The sequence below is a fragment of the Bradyrhizobium sp. JYMT SZCCT0428 genome (assembly GCF_018131075.1).
Classification (GTDB): Bacteria; Pseudomonadota; Alphaproteobacteria; order Rhizobiales; family Xanthobacteraceae; genus Bradyrhizobium.
This window is the reverse complement of record NZ_JAFCLS010000004.1, coordinates 261,965-283,914: the sequence shown is the minus strand read 5'-3', so window position 1 is coordinate 283,914 and position 21,950 is coordinate 261,965. Positions and strand designations below refer to the sequence as shown.

17 protein-coding genes are annotated in these 21,950 nt (G+C 63.8%); 6 read left to right on the top strand and 11 right to left on the bottom strand.

Features of this window, described 5'->3' with window-relative positions:
* Position 1: 1 nt before the first annotated feature.
* The 11 genes from JQ575_RS06305 to JQ575_RS06255 all read right to left on the bottom strand — a co-directional run bounded on the left by JQ575_RS06305 (position 2) and on the right by JQ575_RS06255 (position 13,160).
* Positions 2-943 carry an ABC transporter permease gene (locus JQ575_RS06305; RefSeq protein WP_192737237.1) on the bottom strand — a complete coding sequence of 314 codons (942 nt, stop codon included), beginning with the start codon at positions 941-943 and terminating at the stop codon, positions 2-4.
* A gap of 232 nt (positions 944-1,175) precedes the next feature.
* Positions 1,176-2,687: an ABC transporter substrate-binding protein gene (locus tag JQ575_RS06300; RefSeq protein ID WP_212032365.1), complete on the bottom strand. Its 1,512-nt coding sequence runs from the start codon at positions 2,685-2,687 to the stop codon at positions 1,176-1,178.
* A 17-nt stretch (positions 2,688-2,704) separates the two neighbouring features.
* A complete protein-coding gene (locus JQ575_RS06295) occupies positions 2,705-3,811 on the bottom strand; it encodes an ABC transporter ATP-binding protein (protein WP_212032364.1) in 1,107 nt (368 codons plus the stop codon).
* Entirely contained in the window at positions 3,808-4,860 is a 1,053-nt protein-coding gene (locus JQ575_RS06290) for an ABC transporter ATP-binding protein (protein ID WP_249166462.1), read from the bottom strand. The genes JQ575_RS06295 and JQ575_RS06290 overlap by 4 nt, the downstream gene beginning before the upstream one ends.
* Positions 4,857-5,579: a DUF1028 domain-containing protein gene (locus JQ575_RS06285; protein WP_212032363.1), complete on the bottom strand. Its 723-nt coding sequence runs from the start codon at positions 5,577-5,579 to the stop codon at positions 4,857-4,859. Before JQ575_RS06285 ends, JQ575_RS06290 begins: the two co-directional genes overlap by 4 nt.
* 28 nt (positions 5,580-5,607) lie before the next feature.
* On the bottom strand, positions 5,608-7,413 hold the full coding sequence (locus JQ575_RS06280) for a gamma-glutamyltransferase family protein (protein ID WP_212032362.1): 1,806 nt from the start codon (positions 7,411-7,413) through the stop codon (positions 5,608-5,610).
* Between the two features lie 88 nt (positions 7,414-7,501).
* A complete protein-coding gene (locus JQ575_RS06275; RefSeq protein WP_192737242.1) occupies positions 7,502-8,500 on the bottom strand; it encodes an ABC transporter ATP-binding protein in 999 nt (332 codons plus the stop codon).
* Positions 8,497-9,495 carry an ABC transporter ATP-binding protein gene (locus JQ575_RS06270; RefSeq protein WP_212032361.1) on the bottom strand — a complete coding sequence of 333 codons (999 nt, stop codon included), beginning with the start codon at positions 9,493-9,495 and terminating at the stop codon, positions 8,497-8,499. Before JQ575_RS06270 ends, JQ575_RS06275 begins: the two co-directional genes overlap by 4 nt.
* Positions 9,492-10,463, bottom strand: a complete 972-nt coding sequence (locus JQ575_RS06265) for an ABC transporter permease (RefSeq protein WP_212032360.1) — start codon at positions 10,461-10,463, stop codon at positions 9,492-9,494. Before JQ575_RS06265 ends, JQ575_RS06270 begins: the two co-directional genes overlap by 4 nt.
* 14 nt (positions 10,464-10,477) lie before the next feature.
* Entirely contained in the window at positions 10,478-11,458 is a 981-nt protein-coding gene (locus JQ575_RS06260; RefSeq protein ID WP_212032359.1) for an ABC transporter permease, read from the bottom strand.
* Between the two features lie 106 nt (positions 11,459-11,564).
* Entirely contained in the window at positions 11,565-13,160 is a 1,596-nt protein-coding gene (locus JQ575_RS06255; protein WP_212032358.1) for an ABC transporter substrate-binding protein, read from the bottom strand.
* 193 nt (positions 13,161-13,353) lie between these two features.
* Between JQ575_RS06255 and JQ575_RS06250 the strand changes: the two genes are divergently transcribed.
* The 6 genes from JQ575_RS06250 (at position 13,354) to JQ575_RS06225 (ending at position 21,800) form a co-directional block, all read left to right on the top strand.
* Positions 13,354-14,607: an FAD-binding oxidoreductase gene (locus tag JQ575_RS06250; RefSeq protein ID WP_212032357.1), complete on the top strand. Its 1,254-nt coding sequence runs from the start codon at positions 13,354-13,356 to the stop codon at positions 14,605-14,607.
* Positions 14,608-14,706: 99 nt separating this feature from the next.
* Entirely contained in the window at positions 14,707-14,961 is a 255-nt protein-coding gene (locus JQ575_RS06245) for a DUF6489 family protein (RefSeq protein ID WP_212032356.1), read from the top strand.
* Between the two features lie 62 nt (positions 14,962-15,023).
* A complete protein-coding gene (locus JQ575_RS06240) occupies positions 15,024-15,758 on the top strand; it encodes a triacylglycerol lipase (protein WP_249166471.1) in 735 nt (244 codons plus the stop codon).
* A 102-nt stretch (positions 15,759-15,860) separates the two neighbouring features.
* Positions 15,861-17,408 carry a wax ester/triacylglycerol synthase family O-acyltransferase gene (locus JQ575_RS06235; protein WP_212032354.1) on the top strand — a complete coding sequence of 516 codons (1,548 nt, stop codon included), beginning with the start codon at positions 15,861-15,863 and terminating at the stop codon, positions 17,406-17,408.
* Positions 17,409-17,417: 9 nt separating this feature from the next.
* Positions 17,418-18,413: an alpha/beta fold hydrolase gene (locus tag JQ575_RS06230; RefSeq protein WP_212032353.1), complete on the top strand. Its 996-nt coding sequence runs from the start codon at positions 17,418-17,420 to the stop codon at positions 18,411-18,413.
* Positions 18,414-18,563: 150 nt separating this feature from the next.
* Positions 18,564-21,800, top strand: a complete 3,237-nt coding sequence (locus JQ575_RS06225) for a bifunctional cytochrome P450/NADPH--P450 reductase (RefSeq protein ID WP_212032352.1) — start codon at positions 18,564-18,566, stop codon at positions 21,798-21,800.
* Positions 21,801-21,950 lie beyond the last annotated feature (150 nt).

Here is a 21,950-nt window from a genome sequence, read left to right as displayed (position 1 = left end):
GTTACGCCCTCAGCCGCGGGTTGACGAGGACATAGGCGATATCGGCGACAAGATTCAGCGTGATGTAGATCGTCGCCGTCGTCAGCACGACGCCCTGCACGACAGCGTAGTCACGGTTGAACACGGCGTCGACGATCAATTTTCCAAAACCCGGAATCGAAAAAATCTGCTCGGTCAGCACCGCGCCCGACAGCAGCGTGCCGAGTTCGAGCGCGCCGAGCGTGATCACCGGGGTAAGCGCGTTGCGCATCGCATGCTTGAGGATCACCGAGCGTTCGGAAAGGCCCTTTGCGCGCGCGGTGCGGACGTAGTCGCTCTCCAGCACCTGCAGCATCGCGCTGCGGGTGTGCCGCATCAGGATCGCGGCAATCGCGTTGCCGAGCACGAAGGCGGGCATGATGGTGGAGGCGAGGCTGGCGCGCCAGTTTTCCGACAGCGGCACATAGCCGGAAGCCGGGAGCCAGCCGAGCTCGATCGAGAACAGGAAGATCAGCATGATGCCGAGCCAGAAATTCGGCGTCGAGATGCCCCACAGCGCGAACAGGTTGGCGCCGTAGTCCCACGCCGTGCCTTTCTTTACGGCCGATACGATGCCGGCGGGAATGCCGATCAGGAAGGCGATCACGATCGCCATCGAGCCGAGCTGGATCGTCACCGGCAGTTTCTGCGCGATCAGGCTGAGCACCGGCACCTTGATGCGCAGCGACTCGCCGAAATCGCCCGACAGCACGCCCTTGACCCAATAGACGTACTGGATCGGGATCGGCTGATCGAGCCGGTATTGCGCGCGGATTTGCGCGATCACCTCGGGATCGCGTTCCTCGCCGGCCATGACCAGCGCGGGATCGCCGGGCAACAGATGCTGCAGCGAAAAGATCAGGACCGACACGAAGAACAGCGTCGGGATCAGCTGCAGGATGCGCTGGCCGAGGAAGTTCAGCATGGCAGCCGTGTTGTCTGGAGTAAGGGCAGTTTGGATTGGGCTGACGGTGGCAGCCGCACGGTTCCCTCCCCCCTTGCGGGGGAGGGACAGGGAGAGGGGGGGCTCCGGGCGAGGACGCTACGATCGGCCAATGCTGTTCGCAACGCACCGACACCACCGCTGTGGTACCCCTCTCCCCAACCCTCCCCCGCAAGGGGGGAGGGAGCGCACTGAGCAAGTGGCATGATCGTCCTCACTTCAGCGTCAACCCGGTCACGCGCACCAGCCCGTCCGGCATCTGCTTGTAGCCCTCTAGTTTTGTACTATGCGCGATCAGGATCTTGCGGTGATAGATGTAGAGCAGCGGCTTTTCCTCGAGCACGAGCTTGGCCAGCTTCTCATAGATGGCCTTGCGCTGCGCCTGATCCGTCACAAGACGCCCGTCGTCGAGCGCCTTGTCGGCTTCGGGATTGGACCACGCGCTGTAGTTCTGCGGCGCGTTGGATTTCTGGAACACGTAGGAATTGCCGTCGGGATCGATCCGTCCGCTCCAGGCCAGCATGAAGGCCTGGTATTCGCCTGATTCCGCCAGCTTCAGCGAGGTCGCAAACTCCGTGACCCTGATCTTCATGTCGAAGCCGGCTTCGGAGGCCATCGACTGGATCACCTGTGCGACCGCTTCGGTTTCCGCGCCCTTCGGCACCATGAAATCGACGCTGACGGGCGCCGTGACGCCGGCTTCCTTCAACAGCGCCTTGGCCTTGGCGATGTCGCGCCCGCGGACCGGAAAGGCCTTCTGGTAATAGGGATGATCAGAGTTGACCCATTGGTTGCCGGGCTTGAATTCGCCGTTGAACACCACCTGGTTGATGGCCTCGCGATCGAGCGACAGATCGAGCGCCTGGCGGATCTTTGCGGATTGGCTGAGCGGTCCCTTGGTCTTGTCCTTGCCGACGTTCAGCGTTACGCCCTGATAGCCGAGCTCGATGGCGCTGGATAATTTCAGCTTGGGGTCGCTCTGCACCGCCTTGATGTCGGTGGCGAGCAGGCGTTCGATCAGATCGAGGCCGCCGGATTTCAGGTTGGCGAGGCGCACGGTGGCGTCGACCAGCGGCAGATAGACGATACGGTCGATCTTGATCGCGTCCTTGTTCCAGTAATCGGCGAACTTCTCGAACACGATGCGGTCCTGCTGCACGCGCTCGACGAATTTGTAGGGGCCGGCGCACACCGGCTTCAGGCCGAACTTGTCGCCCTCGGCCTTCGCCGCCTTGGGCGAAACCATCATGCCGGCGCGGTCGGTGAGCTGGGCGATCAGCGGCGAGAACGGCGTCTTCAACACCAGCTTGATGGTGAGGGGATCGACCACCTCGACGCGGTCGAGCTGCGCCAGCTCCGGCTTGCGGAACGAGGTCGCCATCGTCATGTGGCGGTCGAGCGAGAATTTCGCGGCCTCGGCGTCCAGCGGTTCGCCGTCGTGGAATTTCACGCCCGGCCGCAGCTTGATGATGACCTCCTTGCCGTCGGCCGAGGTCTCGTGCGACAGCGCGAGCTGCGGCACGATGTTGATCTTCTCGTCGATGTCGAACAGCTTGTCGCAGAAGCTGGCGAACACGATGCGGCCGACATAGGTGCGCGCCAGGGTCGGATCGAGAATGTCCGGGTCCTCCGCAAGCCCGATGCGCAGCGTGGTCTGGGCCTGAACACCCGCCTCGAACGACAGCAACAGGGCTGCCGCAGTCACCGCCAAACGCAAGATTTTCATCGCACCCGTCCTCTTGATTACACTGCTGTTGGTCGTGTTCCTGATACATCAACCCCGTTGCGGCCCGCGCCTTCCGCCCGTCCAAAGGCGGCGACCAGTTTTTCCAGCACCGGCGAGAAGCCACCATCCGAGGGCACGATGCTGTCAGGCGCCGGCAGTTCCGCCATCCGGTGGCAGGCGGTGGCGTGACCGGTGGGGTCGGCAAGCAATTGAGGCACCTCGGTGCGGCAGCGCTCGACCACATAGGGGCAGCGGGTATGAAAGCGGCAGCCGGACGGCGGATCGAGCGCGCTCGGCATCTCGCCCTGCAGCACGATGCGGCTGCGTTTGGCTTGCGGCTTGGGTACGGGAATAGCCGACAACAGAGCCCGGCTATAGGGATGCCGCGGAGCGGCAAACAGTGCCTGCGCGTCCGCGGTCTCGACGATGACGCCGAGATTCATTACCGCGACGCGGTCGGCGATGTGTTTTACGACGGCCAGATCGTGGGAGACGAAGATATAGGCGAGCCCAAGCCGGTTCTGCAGATCGCGCAGCAGGTTCAGGATTTGCGAGCGGATCGAGACGTCGAGCGCGGAGACCGGCTCGTCGCAGATGATCAGTTTTGGTTCCACCGCCAGCGCCCGTGCGATGGCGATGCGCTGGCGCTGGCCACCGGAAAATTCATGCGGGTAGCGGCGCGCAAAGCGCGGCTCCAGCCCGACCAGCCGCAGCAATTCCTCGACCCGCTCGCGGCGGCGCGGCGCGGGCACCAGGTTGTGCAGCGCCAGCGGTTCGGTCAGGATCTGGCTGACCGTCATGCGCGGGTTGAGCGAGGCGTAAGGGTCCTGGAAGATGATCTGCGCGTCGCGGCGGAAGTTGCGCAGTGCATTGGCATCGAGCGCCAGGAGATCGCTGCCCTCGAAGCGAACGCTGCCGGCGTCCGGTTCGATCAGCCGCAGCACCAGCCGGCTCACGGTGGATTTTCCGCAGCCGGATTCACCGACCAGCGCCAGCGTCTTGCCGGCCTCGACGCGGAAGCTGACGCCGTCGACGGCTTTGACGACGGCGGTGGCGCGGCCGAACAGCGAACGTCCCGCGACGAAATGTTTTACGAGTCCTTCGACTTCGAGCAGCGCGGTCATGACACCAAGTGCTCCAGCGGCGCCCGGATGCAGCGCGAGGCGTGGCCGGGGCTGATGATCGCCAGCGGCAGCGGCGCTGCGACGCAGATGTCAGTCACAAATGGACAACGCGCCGAGAAGCGGCAACCGGGCGGCGGATTGGCCATGTTCGGCACCATGCCCTCGATGGTGGCCAGATGCGACGCGCGGCGACCGAGCCGCGGGATCGAGCCGAGCAGGCCGACCGTGTAGGGATGTTGCGGATTGGCGAATAATTCATCGACCGGCGCGCGCTCGACGATTTCGCCGGCATACATGACAGCGACTTCGTCGCAGACCTCGGCGACGACGCCGAGATCGTGCGTGATCAGGATGATCGCGGCGCCGCTAGCGGCCTTCAGCTCGCGCATCAGATCGAGGATCTGCGCCTGAAGGGTAACGTCGAGCGCGGTGGTCGGCTCGTCCGCGATCAGGAGGCGAGGATCGCAGGCCAGCGCCATCGCAATCATCACGCGCTGGCGCATGCCGCCGGAAAGCTTGTGCGGATACTCGTCGATGCGCTTGTCGGGCGAGGGGATGTGGACGCGGCGCAGCAGCTCGATGGCGCGTTCGCGCGCCTGGCGCTTCGAGCCGCCGCGATGACGCAGGATGGTCTCGATGATCTGGTCGCCGATGGTGAAACTCGGGTTGAGCGAGGTCATCGGCTCCTGAAAAATCATCGCCAGCCGATTGCCGCGCAGGTCGCGCAGGGTCTCGTCGGGCACGTCGAGCAGGTCAAAACCGTCGAAGCGGATCGAACCGGAAACCTCCGCCGAGTGTTTCGACAATAGCCCCATGATGGCGAGCGAGGTCACGCTCTTGCCGCAGCCGGATTCGCCGACCAGTCCGAGTGTCGCGCCATTGGCCACGCTGAGATCGACGGCATCGACCGCATGGGTCGCGCGGCCATCGTCGCCATGAAAGATGACGCGCAGTCCCTCGATTTCGATCAGCGGGCTGGATTCTGGATTTGACGCGTTTTCTTGACGCGAACCGGTTTCCACTTCGCTGGAAAACGCTCTTGAGGTCATGCCTTGCCTGCAGCCGCCGCTTTGATGCTGGCCTCGATGCCCGCGTCAATGGTCGCGCGATCGGTGATCCCGGCGGGATTCCTGCGCGTCGGCATGAAGGCGCGAAAATGCACCCAGCGCTCGCGGCTCACTTCTTCCAGCCGCTCGAGCTCGCGCAGCGGATCGGTATGGTCGTCGACGCGCAGATTGAGTTCGGACCATTCCTCCTCGCCGTGGATCAGCAGCGCGGCGGACTGCTTGCCGCGCTTGTCGCCGCCCGCGGCTTCGCCCGCATGCATCGCCGCGATCAGCCGCCGGGGAAAGGGCAGGCCGGCGTTGGCCACATAGGCTTTTGCGGTGTCGTCGAGCACGGCGGCGCCCGCCAGCATGTTGCCTGCGATCGAAAAACCGTCGCCCTGGATGTGCCCGCACCAGTCGACGCAATCGCGGCCGGTATGCGCGGCGATGCGGCCTTTCGCGTCCATGATGTGCAATTGCCGGCTCTCGCGGCCGTCGTCGGTGGCGATCAGGGTCTTGAGGATGTCGTCCGGTTCACGTCCCTCTCTCAACAGCTTCACGCCGTCGATGCCGTAATAGGGATTGACCAATGCCTGGGTCGCGATGCCGCCGATGCCGGCCACGATATGCGGCACGCGCGCGCCGACTGCGAAGAATTTGGTCGCGACCGCGATGCCGAACTGGCCGGTTGCGGGATCGCGCGCGATGATCGACCAAGTCATCTCAAGCCTTACAAGTCATCTGAAGCCCTTATCGTCCGGCCGCGTAGCCTTGCATGCCCCGGGGATTGGCGGCCGCACGGCGGCGGCGCCCGACCTTGGAGGCGGCAGTGAGGCGGCCTTCCGACCAGTCGGGGCCGATCTCGACGACATGGCCGCGGCTTTTCAAGGTGTCGATGGTCGCCTTCGGCACGCGGTTCTCAACCACCAGCACGCCGGGCCGGGCGGTGCGCGGCCAGAACGAGATCGGGAAATGTTCGGAGTGCCATGCGGGTGCGTCGATCGCTTCCTGCAGGTTCAGATTGGCGTGAACGTGGCGCAAGAAGAATTGCGTGGTCCATTGATCCTGCTGGTCGCCGCCGGGCGAGCCCCAGGCCATGTACGGTTCGCCGTCGCGTAGCGCCATGGTCGGCGACAGCGTGGTGCGCGGGCGCTTGCCCGGCGCCAATGCCGCGGGATGGTCTTCCTCGAGCCAGAACATCTGGGCGCGGCTGCCGAGGCAGAAGCCGAGTTCGGGAATCACCGGCGAGGATTGCAGCCAGCCGCCGGACGGCGTCGCCGAGATCATGTTGCCGGCCTGGTCGATGATGTCGAAATGCACGGTGTCGCCGCGCACTTCGCCGAAACGGCCGACGGTCGGCTCGCCGGCACCCATGGCGCCGACCGCCTCGCGATGGCCTTCGGCGCGGCGCATCTTGACGACCGAACCAAAACCCTCGACGGAGCCGGGGAGGAAATCGAGCGAGGCATTGTCCCTCGAGATCAGCTTGCGGCGTTCGTCATTGTAGGCGTCCGACAGCAAGGTCGCGATCGGGATGTCGGTAAACTTTGGATCGCCGTAGAATTTCTCGCGGTCGGCGAAGGCAAGCTTGGCGGATTCGGTCTGCAGATGGATGAATTCGGGACCGGCGGGATCAAGCCCGTCGAGTTCAAAACCCTTGAGCAGCGCCAGCTGCTGCAGCATCACGGGGCCCTGGCTCCAGACACCGGGTTTGCACACGGTGTAGCGGCCGTAATCATAGGTCAGCGGCGCCTCGACGGTCGGCTGCCAGCGCGCCATGTCGTCGGCGCGTAGCACGCCGCGATGCGGCGAGCCACTGACGTCCATGACGTCCTGCGTGCGGCAGAACTTGTCGATCGCCTCCGCAACGAAGCCGTGCGACCAGGCTTTTCGCGCGGCTTCAATCTGGGCTGTGCGGTCACCGCCGGCGCTCTCGGCTTCTTTCAGGATGCGGGCGTAGGTTTCCGAGAGCTGCTTGTTGGTGAACAGCGTGCCGGGTTTTGGCACTTCATTGTTCGGCAGATAGACCGCGGCCGATGTCTTCCAGTGATTGCGGAACAGTTTTTCGACGATCTGGATCGTCGCCGCCGCGCGCTCCACCAGGGGATAGCCGTCGCGGGCATAGGCGATCGCGGGTTCGAGCACGTCGCGCAGCCGCATCGTGCCGTAATCGCGGAGCAGCAGCATCCAGGATTCGAACGTGCCGGGCACGCAGGCTGCGAGCAGTCCGGTGCCGGGCACCATCTCCAGCCCCTCGCTGCGATAATGCGCGATGGTGGCGCCCGCCGGCGCCGGGCCCTGGCCGCAAATCACTTCGGTGCGGCCGCGCTTGGTGTCATGCACGATGATAGGCACATCGCCGCCCGGGCCGTTGAGATGCGGCTCGACCACTTGCAGCGTGAAGGCGGTGGCAACGCCCGCATCGAACGCATTGCCACCCTTTTCCAGGATACCCATCCCGACCGCGGTGGCGATCCAGTGGGTCGAGGTCACGACCCCGAACGTGCCTTCGATTTCAGGCCTGGTCGTGAACGGATCGGGATTGATGTTGCTCATGGGAATCCGATGCTGCGCTGGTATTTGGTGCGCCACTTGACCACAGGCGAGGCCTGCTGCCAACCGTTTGGTTGACCCATCCCTGTGATCAGGCAGGCACGGCCTCGGCCGGCGAATTGACGGCGTGGCAGGCGACGCCGTTGATCAGTGCGGGCGCCTGCTGGCGGCAGAGATCGTAGGCCAACGGGCAGCGCGGGTTGAAGGCGCAGCCGGGCGGTGGGTTGATCGGATTGGGGATCTCGCCCTTGACCGGAATCCGCTGGCGGCCGGACATCGCCAAATCAGGAACCGCACCCAGCAGCATCTTGGTGTAGGGCATTCGTGGATTGCTGAAGAGTTCGCGCCCTTCGGCGATTTCGACGATGCGGCCGAGATACATCACGCCGATCCGGCTCGCCATGTGGCGCACCACGGCAAGGTTATGGCTGATGAAGAGATAAGTCAGGCCGAACTTGTCCTGCAGGTCGCGCATCAGATTGAGGATCTGCGCCTGCACCGAGACATCCAGCGCCGAAGTCGGCTCGTCGCAGACGATGAATTCGGCTTCCGAGGCCAGCGCGCGGGCGATCGCGATGCGCTGGCGCTGCCCGCCGGAAAACTCATGCGGAAACTTCAGGCCGTCATCGGCATGCAGGCCGACGAGACTCAGCAATTCACCGACGCGCGCGGCGATGTCGCGCTCGCCCGCGATCAGGTCGAAGGCGCGGATCGGCTCGGAGACGATGGCGTCGACCCGGAAGCGCGGATTGAGGCTCGCATAGGGGTCCTGGAAGATCATCTGGATGCGGCGGCGCAGCTTCTGCCGTACCTGTGCCTGCCTTGCATCGGTCATCGAGACGCCGTCGATGACGACTTCGCCGGAACTCGGCGGCAGCAATCCGACGACCATCCGCGCCACGGTGGTCTTGCCCGAACCGGATTCACCGACGAGGGCAAATGTCTCGCCCTTCTTGATGCCGAAGGTGACGCCGTCGACCGCTTTCAGGAATTCCAGGTGCCCACCTTCGAGCACGCGGTTGAGCCACGGTTTTGAAACGTCGAACTGGCAGCGCAAATTCCTGACGTCGATGAAGGGGGCCGCACTCATGCCGCGGTCTCCTTGATCGCCGTCTTGGCCGCGCCATCATAGAGATGACAGGCCACGGCCTGCGTCCCGTGCGCGATCGGCTCCGGACGCTCCACGCGGCAACGGTCGAAGACGAAGCCGCAGCGCGGGTTGAACGAGCAGCCATTCGGAATCGCCGACAGCCGAGGCATCGAACCGGGTATCTGCACCAGCCGTTTGTCTTCGCCCGCCAGCGTCGGGATCGCGCCCATCAAGCCCTTGGCGTAGGGATGCAGCGGGTTCTGCACGACGTCCTGAACCGGGCCGATCTCGGCAATCCGCCCCGAATACATCACCGCGACGCGGTCGGAGGTTTCGGCGATCACGCCCATGTCGTGCGTCACCAGCATCACGGCGGTGCCATGGTCGCGGCCAAGGCGTTTGATCAGCGAGATGATCTGCGCCTGCACGGAGACGTCGAGAGCCGTGGTCGGCTCGTCGGCGATGATCAGGTCCGGTTCGGCGCAGATCGCTAGCGCGATCACGACGCGCTGGCGCATGCCGCCGGAGAATTCATGCGGATAGGCGTCGATGCGTTTTTCCGGGGCGGGAATTCCGACCTCCGCCAACAGGTCGATGGCGCGCTTGCGCGCCGCGGTCTCCGAGAGATTGAGATGGGTCCGGATGGTTTCGACGATCTGGTCGCCGATCTTGTAGAGCGGATTGAGGCTGGTCAGCGGATCCTGGAAGATCATCCCGATGCGTTTACCGCGGATGCGGCGGATCTCTTCCGGCGGCAGGTGATCGATCCGCATCCCCGACAGATAGATCTCGCCGCCCGAGATGCGTCCGGGCGGATCGATCAGGCCGATCACGGCAAGGCCTGTCACGGATTTTCCCGCGCCGGATTCGCCGACCACGCCGAGCACCTCGCCCTTGGCGATGTCGAAGGAGATACCGTTGATGGCGTGCAAGACGCTGCGGCGGGTGTGGAACTCCACCTCGAGGTTACGCACGGAAAGGACAGGGTTGGTCATCGGAGTTTTGGGTTGAGCGCGTCGCGCAGCCAGTCGCCGAGCAGATTGATGGACAGGATCAGTCCGGCCAGCGCAAAGCCGGGGAAGGCCACGATCCACCATTCGCCCGCAAACAGATAATTGTTGCCGATCCGGATCAGCGTGCCCAGCGACGGCATGGTATCGGGCATCCCGGCGCCGAGGAATGACAGCGTGGCTTCCGTAATGACGGCGAGCGCCAGGTTGATGGTGGCGATCACCAGGATCGGACCCATCGTGTTCGGCAGCACGTGACGCAGCATGATGATGGGGGCGGGCAGCCCGATCAATTGGGCGGCCGCGACATAATCCTTGTTCTTCTCGACCATGACGGAGCCGCGCACGGTGCGGGCATACTGCACCCAGAAACTCAGTCCGATCGCGATCACCAGCACCACCAGCGTACTCATGGCGTCCAGCCGGTTGCCGAACACCGATTTGGCGACGCCGTTGACCAGGAGCGCGATCAGGATGGCCGGGAAGGTGAGCTGCACGTCGGCGATGCGCATGATCAGGCCATCGACCGCGCCGCCGACATAGCCGGCGATCAGCCCAAGCGTAATTCCGAGCGTGCCGGCGAAGACGACGCCGAGCACGCCGACGACGAGCGAGATCCGAAGCCCGTAGAGAATGGCGGAGAACACGTCGCGGCCCTGCTCATCGGTGCCGAGCAGGAATGGGCTCTGGCCGTCGGCGGTCCACAGCGGCGAAATGCGGGAGTTCATCAACTGAAGCTGCGCCGGATCGAACGGGTTTTGCACCGAAAGGACGGAAGCGAAGATCGCCAGCAGGAAAAACAGGAGGGTGACGGCTGCCGCCACCATCGTCAGCTTGGAACGGCGGAACGAATAGAAGATGTCGCTGTCGAGCGCGCGTCTGAACCAGCCCGTGCCGGCGCGCGAAGGCGCTGCGCTCGGCTCGGCTCGGTGGGGAACGACGGCGTCGGACATCGATAATCTTTCTTTCAAGCCGGACGGCGGAGGGTCGAGCGCAGCCGCGGATCGACGACGGTGTAGAGGATATCGACCACCAGATTGATGGTGACGAAGATCAGCGACACCATCAGCAGATAAGCCGCCATGATCGGGATATCGACGTTTTGCACTGCCTGCACGAACAGCAACCCCATGCCCGGCCACTGGAATACGGTTTCGGTGATGATGGCAAATGCAATAACCGAGCCAAATTGCAACCCGGCCACGGTGATGACGGGAACCAGCGTGTTCTTGAGCGCGTGGCCGAAATGGATCGCCCGCGTGGTCAGGCCGCGGGCCCGCGCGAAGCGGATGTAATCGGTGCGGAGGACTTCCAGCATTTCAGCGCGCACCAGCCGCATGATCAATGTCAGCTGGAACAGGCCGAGCGTGATGGACGGCAGGATCAGCGCCTTGAGGCCGGATAGAGTCAGGAGGCCTGTGGTCCACCAACCCACCCGCACGACTTCGCCGCGGCCAAACGAGGGCAGCCAGCCCAGCGTCACCGAGAACAGATAGATCAGCAAAATACCGATCAGGAAGGTCGGCAGCGAGATTCCGATCAGCGATACGGCCTGGAATATTTTGGCAAGCGCGGTGTCGCGTTTGAGCGCCGAATAAACCCCCATCAGGATGCCGAACACCATCGCGAAGATGGTGGCGCAGATGGCGAGCTCGAGTGTTGCGGGCATCCGCTCGGCGAGCAGGCTCGAGACCGGCTGGCGGAACTGATAGGACACGCCGAATTTGAACTGGGCAGCATTGCCGAAATAACGCGCGAACTGCATCACCACGGGATCGTCGAGACCGAGCGACTTGCGCACCGCTTCGCGTTCGGCCGCAGACGTATCCAGTGACACGATCTGGTTGACGGGGTCGCCGGCGAACCGGAACATCGAAAACGAGATGATCCCGACCGCAAGCATGACGCCGATCGCCTGGATCGCCCGGCGAAGAGTGAAAGCGAGCATGTGATCCTTTCACTTCTCTCTTTACGCTGTGGCGGACGTCACTGTCCGCCGGAAACGAAAAGTCCCGGGGGCGCGAAGCCACCGGGACCTGGGTCGTTGGGCCTGCCTACGGTTCTTTGACCATCCAGTAGGGCAGGACCTGGTTGTCGGCGCGCTGCACCACTTTCAGTTTTTTCGATACGCCCCAGGCCAGCGCCTGCTGATGCAGCGGGATGTAGGCGTAGTCCTTCGCCGCGATCTCGAACGCTTCCTTGATCAGCTGATCGCGCTTGGCCGGATCGGGTTCGACCAGTACCTTGTCGGTGATCTCGTCCATCTTCTTGTTGCAGTAGCCGGCAACGTTGGCTTCGCCGCGAGAGGATTTCGGGTCGTCGCGGCAGCCCATGATGTCATAGAGCACGTTGTGCGAGTCCGACGTGCCGGGCGTCCAGCCGAGCAGATAGAACGAAGACTGGTAGCCGCCGGGCTTCAGGATCTTGGCGAAATACTGCGCCTTGGGCTGCGCCAGCAGGTCGACCTTGACGCCGATGCGCGCCAGCATGCCGACCACCGCCTGGCAGATTGTGGCGTCGTTGACATAGCGGTCGTTGGGGCAATCCATCGTGACCTGGAAACCGTCGGGATAGCCCGCTTCCGTCAAGAGCTTCTTGGCGCCGTCGGGATCGAATTTCGGGCGGGTAAAGTCCTTGGAAAGCGGAAACAGTTGCGGCGCAATCATCAGGGCCGAGGGCGTCGAGAGCCCACGCATCACGCGGGTCTTGATCAGTTCGATATCGATCGCCTTGAAGAAGGCTTCGCGGACCTTGATGTCCTTGAATGGATTCTTGCCCTTGATGTTCGAATACAGCAATTCGTCGCGGGCCTGGTCCATGCCGAGGAAGATGGTGCGCAGCTCAGGCCCCTTCATCACCTGGGTAGTCGGGGTGGAATCGACGCGGCCGATGTCCTGGGTCGGAACCGGCTCCATGATGTCGACTTCGCCCGACAGCAGGGCAGCGACACGCGTGGCGTCGGACCCGATCGGCGTGAAGACGATTTCCTTGAGATTGTGCTCGGGCTTGCGCCACCAATTCGGGTTCGCCTTGAACACGGTCTTGACGCCGGGCTGATGGCTCTCGACGGTGAAGGCGCCGGTGCCGTTGGCATTGAGCGAGGCGAAGCTCGGCGTCGTCGCTGCGGCCGGCGTCGGTGCCGTGGCGTTGTTCGCCTCGGCCCACTTCTTGTCCATGATGTACCAGGTATCCCATTGGTAGTGCAGAATGGGATTGGGCGAGGTCAGGATGAAATCGACGGTGTTGTCGTCGACCTTGACGACCTTTACGTCGGCGGCGATGCGGGCCTGTACGTTCGAACCCTTGGCGCGAGCGCGGTCGGCCGAGAACACCACGTCGTCGGCGGTGAAGGGGTCGCCGTTCTGGAACTTGACACCCTTGCGCAAATGGAAGCGCCAGCGGGTCGGCTCCGGGGTTTCCCAGCGTTCGGCCAGCCCCGGAATGATCTTGAGGTCCTTGTCGCGCGCAATCAGGCCTTCATAGACCTGCCCTAGATGCGCATGCGTGGTGGATTCGTTGAGCGTATACGGATCCAGCGATTTGAGGTCGCCCTGGTTGGCGTAGCGCAGGGTCTGGGCCGATGCCGGCGCAACCGCAAAGCCGAGCATTGTAACCGTAGCCGCTGCAAGCAAACTCTGACGTAACGACATTTGTTCGATTTCCCCGCTTTGATCAGCCCAATTCCGCAATAGCGGCGGATATTGCCGATCCATGTTGCCAAAGTCCAGCCACCGCGCAAGCGCGATCCCCTTCAGCGGACCGGTTTGCACCGCGATGCGGCAACGTCTAGCTTCACCTTAAGCCGAGCGCGAGACCGCGTTACATTAAACTTTCGGAGTGCCGGTGGCGGAACTGAAGGCTGACGTTCTTGTGTTGGGGGCAGGCATGGTCGGCGTCGGCGCTGCCCTGCACCTGCAGAAGAAGGGCCGCGACACGGTCCTGATCGACCGGCACGAGCTTGCCGGCGAGGAGACCAGCTATGGCAATGGCGGACTGATCGAATGCGCGTCGGTCTTTCCCTACATGTTTCCCCGCGATCTGCGCCAGATCCTGCAGTACGCGACCAACCGTACGCCGCAGTTGCGTTATCATTTCGCCGATCTGCCGTCCTTCCTGCCCTGGCTGGTGCGTTACTTCGTGGCGTCTTCGCCCGAGCGTGCGCTGCACAGTGCGATGGCCGAATTGCCGCTGATCCAGCGCAGCCTGATCGAGCATGAGGCGCTGATCGCGGAAGCCGATGTGCCGGGGCTGTTGCGCCGGACCGGCTGGATCAAGCTCTATCGCTCCGATGCGACGCTGGCGAAAGCGGTGAAGGAACTCGAGCGCGCCAAGCAATATGGCGTCGCGGGCGACATCCTCGGCGCATCCGCTATCGCGGCGCGCGAGCCGAATCTGACCGGCGATTTCGCCGGCGCGGTGCATTTTCCCGATCCCGGTTTTGTCCCCGATCCCGGCGGCCTCACCAAGGCCTATGCGGCGCTGTTCGGCCGCAAGGGCGGCCGGTTCCTGGTCGGCGATGCGCGAACGCTCGAACAATCCGGTGCAAGGTGGCGCGTCGCGACCCAGAAAGGGTCAATCACCGCGCGCGAAGTCGTCGTCGCGATGGGGCCGTGGTCCGATCAGATCTTCGCCCCGCTCGGCTATTCGATCCCGCTCAACGTCAAGCGCGGCTATCACATCCATCTGGCGCCGCGCGGCAACGCCGTGCTCAATCATCCCGTGCTGGACACCGATCAGGGCTTTCTGCTGGCGCCGATGAACCGCGGCATTCGCCTGACCACCGGCGCCGAGATGGCCCGCCGCGATGCGCCGCCGACCCCGGTCCAGGTCGAACGGGCCATGCCAAAGGCGCATAGACTGTTTCCCCTGGGGGAGCCGGTCGACGCCCGGCCATGGAAAGGGGCGCGGCCCTGTTTGCCGGATATGCTGCCGGTGATCGGGAAGGCGCCCCGCCATCCCGGTTTGTGGTTCGATTTCGGCCACCAGCACCACGGCCTGACGCTCGGACCCGCAACCGGCCGGCTGCTGGCGGAAATGATGACCGGCGAGACCCCGTTTGCCGATACTACCCCTTTTGCTGTCGAACGTTTTGGTTGACCATAGGGGGCGAATGGGGGCCCCGGAAGGCGGTCTTGTCCTTGCGTGACTCAGCCAGTCACGGTGATACTGCGGCAAGCCATTAATGAAGGAGCGGCCATGAAGGTAAACGTCGAAATTGATTGTACGCCGCTCGAGGCCCGGCAGTTCTTCGGACTTCCGGACGTTCAGCCGATGCAGATCGCGGTCATGGACAAGTTGCAGCAGCAGATGATGGCCAACATCGACAAGGTCTCGCCGGAATCGCTGATGCAGTCCTGGTTCACCTTCGACCCCAAGATCGCCGAACGCTTTCAGGACATGTTCGTGACCATGGCCGGTCTCGGCGGCATGGCCAAGAAGGACAAGAAATAGTGGCCGTCGCGGAGGACACGCCGGCGGCAGAACGCAAGCTGCGTCCGCCGAGCCTGTTCCTGATGCTCGCCGAAGCCAGAAGCGTGTTCGAACTGAATTCGAGCCTGCTGCTGTCGCCGCTGCTGATGCGCGCCCCGAAGGGCGACGGTCATCCGGTGCTGACGCTGCCGGGATTTCTCGCCAGCGATTTGTCGATGGCGCCGATGCGGCGCTACCTGAAGGAGCTCGGCTACGACAGCTATGCCTGGAACATGGGCCGCAATTTCGGCGGCGTCGCCAGCAAGCGCGGTGCGCTGCGCGACCTCGTCAAGCGAATCCACGAGACCACGGGACGAAAGGTCAGCATCATTGGCTGGAGTCTCGGCGGCATCTACGCACGCGATCTCGCGCTGCAACTGCCGGACGTGGTGCGATCGGTGATCACGCTCGGCAGCCCGTTCGCCAACGACATCACCGCGACCAATGCGACGCGACTGTACGAAGCGCTGTCGGGGGAAGGTATCCACGACAATCCGGAGATCCGGGAAGCGATCGCCGGCGACCTGCCGGTGCCCGCGACCTCGATCTATTCGCGCACCGATGGCATCGTGAACTGGCGTACCAGCCTGCTGCGCCCCTCCAGCACGGCCGAAAATATCGAGGTGCATCTCGCAAGCCATATCGGCCTTGGCGTCAACCCGGCCGCCTTGTGGGCGGTGGCAGACCGCCTGGCGCAGCCGGAAGGCGAATTTAAGCAATTTGACCGATCGGGGCCGTTTGCCATTGCATATGGGGCTCCGGAAAATGCACTATCCTGACCAATGTCGTTGAAGACCGGGGACACCCAACCCCCGTCTTCAGGACCATCTGAACGCCAGAAGCGCCATCAAGGCGTCGCGTGATCTCTGCGGGAGGAAAACATGACTGACGCCAAGAAACTGTCATCGATGGACGCGTCGTTTCTGTATCTGGAAACGCCGGAAATGCCGATGCATGTCGGAAGCATGGCGATCTTCCGCCTGCCCGAGAATTACAACGGCAACTTCTTCGAAGAATTCAAGGCGATGATCGGCTCGCGGCTGCATCTTGCGCCGATCCTGAAAGCGCGCCTGGAAAAGGCGCCGCTCGACATCGATCATCCGTCCTGGGTCGAGGACGACCAGTTCGACATCGACCGCCACATTTTCCGCGGCAGCCTGCCGGCCCCCTACGACCGCGCGACGCTGGAGCGCATCGTCGGCTGGATGCATGCCAAGCTGCTCAACCGCGCCCGTCCGCTCTGGGAGTTCTATGTCTTCGAGGGCATGAAGGACAATGAGATCGGGCTTTATTCCAAGATGCACCACGCCTGCATCGACGGCGGCGCCGGTGCGGCGCTCACCAACATGATCTACGATCTGACGCCGGTGCCGCGCCAGGTCGAGCCGCCGACGGCGCGCAAGGTCGCGCAGGAGCCGCGCGATATCGCCGCCAATTTGATCGATTCCTATCAGCAGCTCTGGCGGCAGCCGTTCGATTCCTCGTCGGCGCCGAAGAGCCTGGAATTGCCGCGCTCGGGCAAGAGCGATCTCGGATCGATCCTGTTCGACAACGCCATGTTCCAGATCGAGAGCGCGGTGAAATTCGCCGCCAGCGTGCCGACGATGCTCAAGAGCGTTTCCGAGGTGGTCGGCAAGATTTCCGATCCGAAGTCGCGCGACAGCATCGCCAGCATGGTTTCGCCGCCGACTGTCCTCAACAAGGCGATCTCGTCCGAGCGCAGCTTTGCCGGCACCTCGATCTCGCTGTCGCGGGCCAAGGCGGTGGCGAAGGCCTCCGGCGGCAAGCTCAACGACGTCGTGCTGGCGCTGTCTTCCGGCGTGGTGCGGCGCTATCTGCTGCAGCAGGGTGCGCTGCCGACCAAGTCGCTGACGGCGGCGGTGCCGATTTCGCTGCGCGAGGAAGGCAACACCGAGGCCAACAACCAGGTGTTCGGCATGATCTGCTCGATCGCCACCAACGTCGAAGATCCCAAGGGGCGGCTGGAGGCGATCATCGCGCAATCCACCAAGTCCAAGGAAATGTCGCATCCGCTGCGGGCCTTGATGCCGCAGGTGTCCAACATCTCGATGCTGGGCGCGCCGATCCTGGTGCAGATTCTGGCGCTGCTCTACAGCCGTTCCGACCTCTCGAACGTGCTGCCGCCGGCGGCCAACATCACCGTGTCGAACGTGCCGGGGCCGCGGCAAACGCTCTATGCGGCCGGCGCGGAGTTGCTGCACATCTTCCCGGTGTCGATCTCGACTCACGGGCTCGCGCTCAACATCACCGTGCAGAGCTATCGCGACCAGCTCGATTTCGGCTTCATCGCCGGCGCCAACATCATCCCGCATGTCCAGGTCTTGTGCGACATGCTTCCGCTGGAATTTGAGGCGCTGGAGGCGGCCTATGCGCCGCCGCCGTCCAAGATGACCAGCGCGGCTGAATAGGGTTTTGCGATGATTGAAATGCCGCCGCTGCAGTTCGCCGAGACGAACGGCATTCGCATGGGTTACTACGAGGCCGGGCCGAAGACCGACAAGCCGCCTGTCATACTGTGCCACGGCTGGCCGGAGATCGCGTTCTCCTGGCGTCACCAGATCAAGGCGCTGAGCGAGGCCGGGATCTGGGTGATCGCACCGGATCAGCGCGGCTATGGTTCGACCGACCGGCCCGAGCCGGTCGAGGCCTATGACATCGAGCACCTGACCGGCGATCTCGTCGGCCTGATGGACCATCTGAATATCGACAAGGCGATCTTCGTCGGCCACGACTGGGGCGGCTTCATCATCTGGCAGATGCCGCTCCGCCACATCGACCGCGTTGCCGGCGTGGTCGGCATCAACACGCCGCATCACGATCGCCCGCCGGCCGATCCGATCGAGCTGTTCCGCAAACGGTTCGGCGACAGCATGTACATCGTGCAGTTCCAGGATCCGGCGCGCGAGCCCGACCGGATCTTCGGCAGCCGGGTCGAGCAGACGTTTGACGCCTTCATGCGCAAGCCGGTGCCGCGGCCCGCGGACACGCCCCCCGATCAGGTGGTTGCCGGCGTCGGTGCTTCACCGCGACTCAATCTGGCGTTTCCGCAGATGATTGCGGGTTACGACGCCAAGCATGATCCGCGGATACCCATCCTGTCGCCGGAAGAGAAGCAGGTGTTCGTCGATACGTTCACGAAGTCAGGTTTTACCGGCGGCATCAACTGGTACCGCAACATGTCGCGCAACTGGCAGCGTTCGGCCGGGATCGATCACACGGTGAAAGTACCGGCGCTGATGATCATGGCCGAGAACGACCATGTGCTGCCGCCGTCGTCGGCTGACGGCATGGAAAAGATCGTTCCCGATCTCGAAAAATATCTGGTGCGCGACAGCGGCCATTGGACGCAACAGGAAAAGCCGGACGAGGTCAGCGCCAAACTGATCGAATGGCGCAGGAAGCGGTTTGGGTGAGGTCGTCATCCTGAGGTGCGCGCCGTCTTCGGCGCGCCTCGAAGGATGATTGGCGGGGGAGCAAGCAGCCATCCTTCGAGACGCGCGCAAGGGCGCGCTCCTCAGGATGACGGCGGCGTATAAAAAAGATGGGCAGGAGACAATTCGACAATGGCGTCACCGAACAAACTCAGTCCGATCCCGCATCCGCCGAAAAAGCCCGTTGTCGGCAACATGCTGTCGCTGGATCCGAACGCGCCCGTTCAGCATCTGGTGCGGCTGACCAAGGAGCTGGGGCCGATCTTCTGGCTCGACATGATGGGTGCGCCGCTGGTGATCGTGTCGGGCCACGACCTGATCGACGAACTGTCCGACGAGAAGCGCTTCGACAAGGCGGTGCGCGGTTCGCTGCGCCGGGTGCGCGCGGTCGGCGGCGACGGGCTTTTCACCGCCGATACGTCAGAGCCGAACTGGAGCAAGGCGCACAACATCCTGCTGCAGCCGTTCGGCAACCGCGCGATGACGTCCTATCATCCGAGCATGGTCGATATCGCCGAGCAGCTGGTCAAGAAATGGGAGCGGCTCAACGGCGACGAGGAGATCGACGTCGTCCATGACATGACCGCGCTGACGCTCGACACCATCGGCCTTTGCGGCTTCGACTACCGCTTCAATTCGTTCTACCGCCGCGACTATCATCCGTTCGTGGAATCGCTGGTGCGTTCGCTCGAGACCATCATGATGACCCGCGGCATCCCGCTCGAAGGCCTGTGGCTGCAGAAGCGCCGCAAGGATCTGGCGCTGGACGTCGCCTTCATGAACAAGATGGTCGACGAGATCATCGCCGAGCGCCGCGGCAACGCGGAAGCCGCCGAGGGCAAGAAGGACATGCTCGGCGCCATGATGACCGGCGTCGACCGCGCCACCGGCGAGCAGCTCGACGACGTCAACATCCGCTACCAGATCAACACCTTCCTGATCGCGGGCCATGAAACGACCAGCGGCCTGTTGTCCTGCACGCTCTATGCGCTGCTCAAGCATCCCGATGTGCTGAAGAAGGCCTATGAGGAGGTCGACCGGGTGCTCGGCCCCGATGTCGACGCGCGGCCGACCTATCAGCAGGTCACGCAGCTGACCTACATCACGCAGATATTGAAGGAGGCGCTGCGGCTGTGGCCGCCGGCGCCGGCCTATGGCATCGCTCCGCTCCAGGACGAGACCATCGGCGGCAAGTACAAGCTGAAGAAAAACACTTTCGTCACCGTGCTCGTGATGGCGCTGCACCGCGATCCCAGCGTGTGGGGGCCGAACCCGGACGCGTTCGATCCAGAGAATTTCAGCCGCGAGGCCGAGGCCAAGCGCCCGGTCAATGCCTGGAAACCGTTCGGCAACGGCCAACGCGCCTGCATCGGGCGTGGATTTGCGATGCATGAGGCGGCGCTGGCGATCGGCATGATCCTGCAGCGCTTCAAGCTGATCGACGTCAATCGCTATCAGATGCATTTGAAAGAGACGCTGACGATCAAGCCCGACGGCTTCAAGATCAAGGTGCGCCCGCGCGCCGACAAGGAGCGCGGCGCGTTCGCCGGTCGCGCCGCAGCCGCGGTGGCGGCCTCGAACACGGCGGCAGCACCGGCCCGGACACGCCCCGGCCACAACACGCCGCTGCTCGTTCTCTATGGTTCCAACCTCGGCACCGCGGAAGAACTCGCGACCCGCGTTGCCGACCTTGCCGAGGTCAACGGATTTGCGACGAAGCTCGGCGCGCTCGATGACTACGTTGGCAAGCTGCCGGAGCAGGGCGGCGTTCTGATCTTCTGCGCCTCCTATAATGGCGCCGCCCCCGACAACGCCACGCAATTCGTCAAATGGCTTGACAGCGGCTTGCCCAAGGACGCGCTGGCCAAAGTCCGCTATGCGGTGTTCGGCTGCGGCAACAGCGACTGGGCGGCGACCTATCAGTCGGTGCCGCGCATGATCGACGAACAAATGGCCGCGCACGGCGCGCGCAGCGTCCATGGGCGCGGCGAGGGTGATGCCCGGAGCGATCTCGACGGCCAGTTCGAAAAATGGTTTGCGGCCGCCGCCGCCGCGGCAACCAAGGAGTTCGGTCTCGCGTCGACCTTCACCCGCAGCGCCGACGACGCGCCGCTCTACACGATCGAGCCGGTGGCGCCGACCGCCGTCAACGTGATCGTGGCGCAGGGCGGCGTTTCGCCGATGAAGGTGCAGCTCAATTCCGAGCTGCAGAACAAGGCCGGCGCCAATCCGTCCGACCGCTCGACGCGGCATATCGAAGTGCAACTGCCGGCGGGCGTTTCCTATCGCGTCGGCGATCACCTCAGCGTGGTGCCGCGCAACGATCCGGCGCTGGTCGATTCCGTCGCGCGCCGGTTCGGCTTCCTGCCCGCCGACCAGATCAGGCTCGCCGTCGCGGAAGGCCGCCGTGCGCAATTGCCGACCGGCGATGCCGTGTCGGTTGGGCGTCTGCTCACTGAGTTCGTCGAGTTGCAGCAGATCGCGACCCGCAAGCAGATCCAGATCATGTCGGAAAACACACGTTGTCCGATGACCAAGCCGAAGCTGCTGGCCTATATCGGCGACGACGCCGCCTCCACCGAGCTTTATCGGAGCGATGTGTTGGCAAAACGCAAATCGGTGTTCGACTTGCTGGAGGAGTATCCGGCCTGCGAGCTGCCGTTCCACGCTTATCTCGAAATGCTGTCGCTGCTGGCGCCGCGCTATTATTCGATCTCGTCGTCACCCGCGGGCGATGCCTCGCGCTGCAGCGTCACCGTCGGCGTGGTCGAAGCGCCCGCAAGTTCGGGCCGCGGCGTCTACAAGGGCGTCTGCTCGAACTATCTCGCCGGTCGCCGCGCCGGCGACACCATCCACGCCACGGTGCGCGAAACCAAGGCGGGCTTCCGCCTGCCGGACGATGCGTCGGTGCCGATCATCATGATCGGACCCGGCACGGGGCTGGCGCCGTTCCGCGGCTTCCTGCAGGAGCGCGCCGACCGCAAGGCCAAGGGCGCGAGCTTGGGCGCGGCGATGCTGTTCTTCGGCTGCCGCCATCCCGAGCAGGACTTTCTCTACGCCGAAGAACTGAAGGCGTTCGCCGCCAACGGCATCACCGATCTGCACACCGCGTTCTCGCGCGCCGACGGACCGAAGACCTATGTGCAGCACCTGGTCGCGGCGCAGAAGGATCAGGTGTGGAACCTGATCGAGAAGGGCGCGATCGTCTATGTCTGCGGCGACGGCGGCAAGATGGAGCCGGACGTCAAGGCAGCGCTGGTGTCGATCTATCGCGAACGCACCGGCGCGGACGAAGCGGCAGGCCTGCGCTGGATCGACGATCTTGGCGCCAGGAACCGCTACGTGCTGGATGTGTGGGCGGGGGGCTGACGGTAGCCACCACACCGTCGTCCCTGCGAACGCAGGGACCCATACCGCGTGCTCTAACGGTTTAAAGACGCTGTTCGACGAGTCTTCGCAGCCATTGGCGCCGGTGGCTATGGATCCCTGCGTTCGCAGGGACGACAGCATTTTATAATC

Bases quoted from the DNA above. Each gene is read 5' to 3' on its own strand.
- JQ575_RS06305 (WP_192737237.1), bottom strand. From the start codon at position 943: ATGCTGAACTTCCTCGGCCAGCGCATCCTGCAGCTGATCCCGACGCTG.
- JQ575_RS06300 (WP_212032365.1), bottom strand. From the start codon at position 2,687: ATGAAAATCTTGCGTTTGGCGGTGACTGCGGCAGCCCTGTTGCTGTCG.
- JQ575_RS06295 (WP_212032364.1), bottom strand. From the start codon at position 3,811: ATGACCGCGCTGCTCGAAGTCGAAGGACTCGTAAAACATTTCGTCGCG.
- JQ575_RS06290 (WP_249166462.1), bottom strand. From the start codon at position 4,860: ATGACCTCAAGAGCGTTTTCCAGCGAAGTGGAAACCGGTTCGCGTCAA.
- JQ575_RS06285 (WP_212032363.1), bottom strand. From the start codon at position 5,579: ATGACTTGGTCGATCATCGCGCGCGATCCCGCAACCGGCCAGTTCGGC.
- JQ575_RS06280 (WP_212032362.1), bottom strand. From the start codon at position 7,413: ATGAGCAACATCAATCCCGATCCGTTCACGACCAGGCCTGAAATCGAA.
- JQ575_RS06275 (WP_192737242.1), bottom strand. From the start codon at position 8,500: ATGAGTGCGGCCCCCTTCATCGACGTCAGGAATTTGCGCTGCCAGTTC.
- JQ575_RS06270 (WP_212032361.1), bottom strand. From the start codon at position 9,495: ATGACCAACCCTGTCCTTTCCGTGCGTAACCTCGAGGTGGAGTTCCAC.
- JQ575_RS06265 (WP_212032360.1), bottom strand. From the start codon at position 10,463: ATGTCCGACGCCGTCGTTCCCCACCGAGCCGAGCCGAGCGCAGCGCCT.
- JQ575_RS06260 (WP_212032359.1), bottom strand. From the start codon at position 11,458: ATGCTCGCTTTCACTCTTCGCCGGGCGATCCAGGCGATCGGCGTCATG.
- JQ575_RS06255 (WP_212032358.1), bottom strand. From the start codon at position 13,160: ATGTCGTTACGTCAGAGTTTGCTTGCAGCGGCTACGGTTACAATGCTC.
- JQ575_RS06245 (WP_212032356.1), top strand. From the start codon at position 14,707: ATGAAGGTAAACGTCGAAATTGATTGTACGCCGCTCGAGGCCCGGCAG.
- JQ575_RS06240 (WP_249166471.1), top strand. From the start codon at position 15,024: ATGCTCGCCGAAGCCAGAAGCGTGTTCGAACTGAATTCGAGCCTGCTG.
- JQ575_RS06235 (WP_212032354.1), top strand. From the start codon at position 15,861: ATGACTGACGCCAAGAAACTGTCATCGATGGACGCGTCGTTTCTGTAT.
- JQ575_RS06230 (WP_212032353.1), top strand. From the start codon at position 17,418: ATGATTGAAATGCCGCCGCTGCAGTTCGCCGAGACGAACGGCATTCGC.
- JQ575_RS06225 (WP_212032352.1), top strand. From the start codon at position 18,564: ATGGCGTCACCGAACAAACTCAGTCCGATCCCGCATCCGCCGAAAAAG.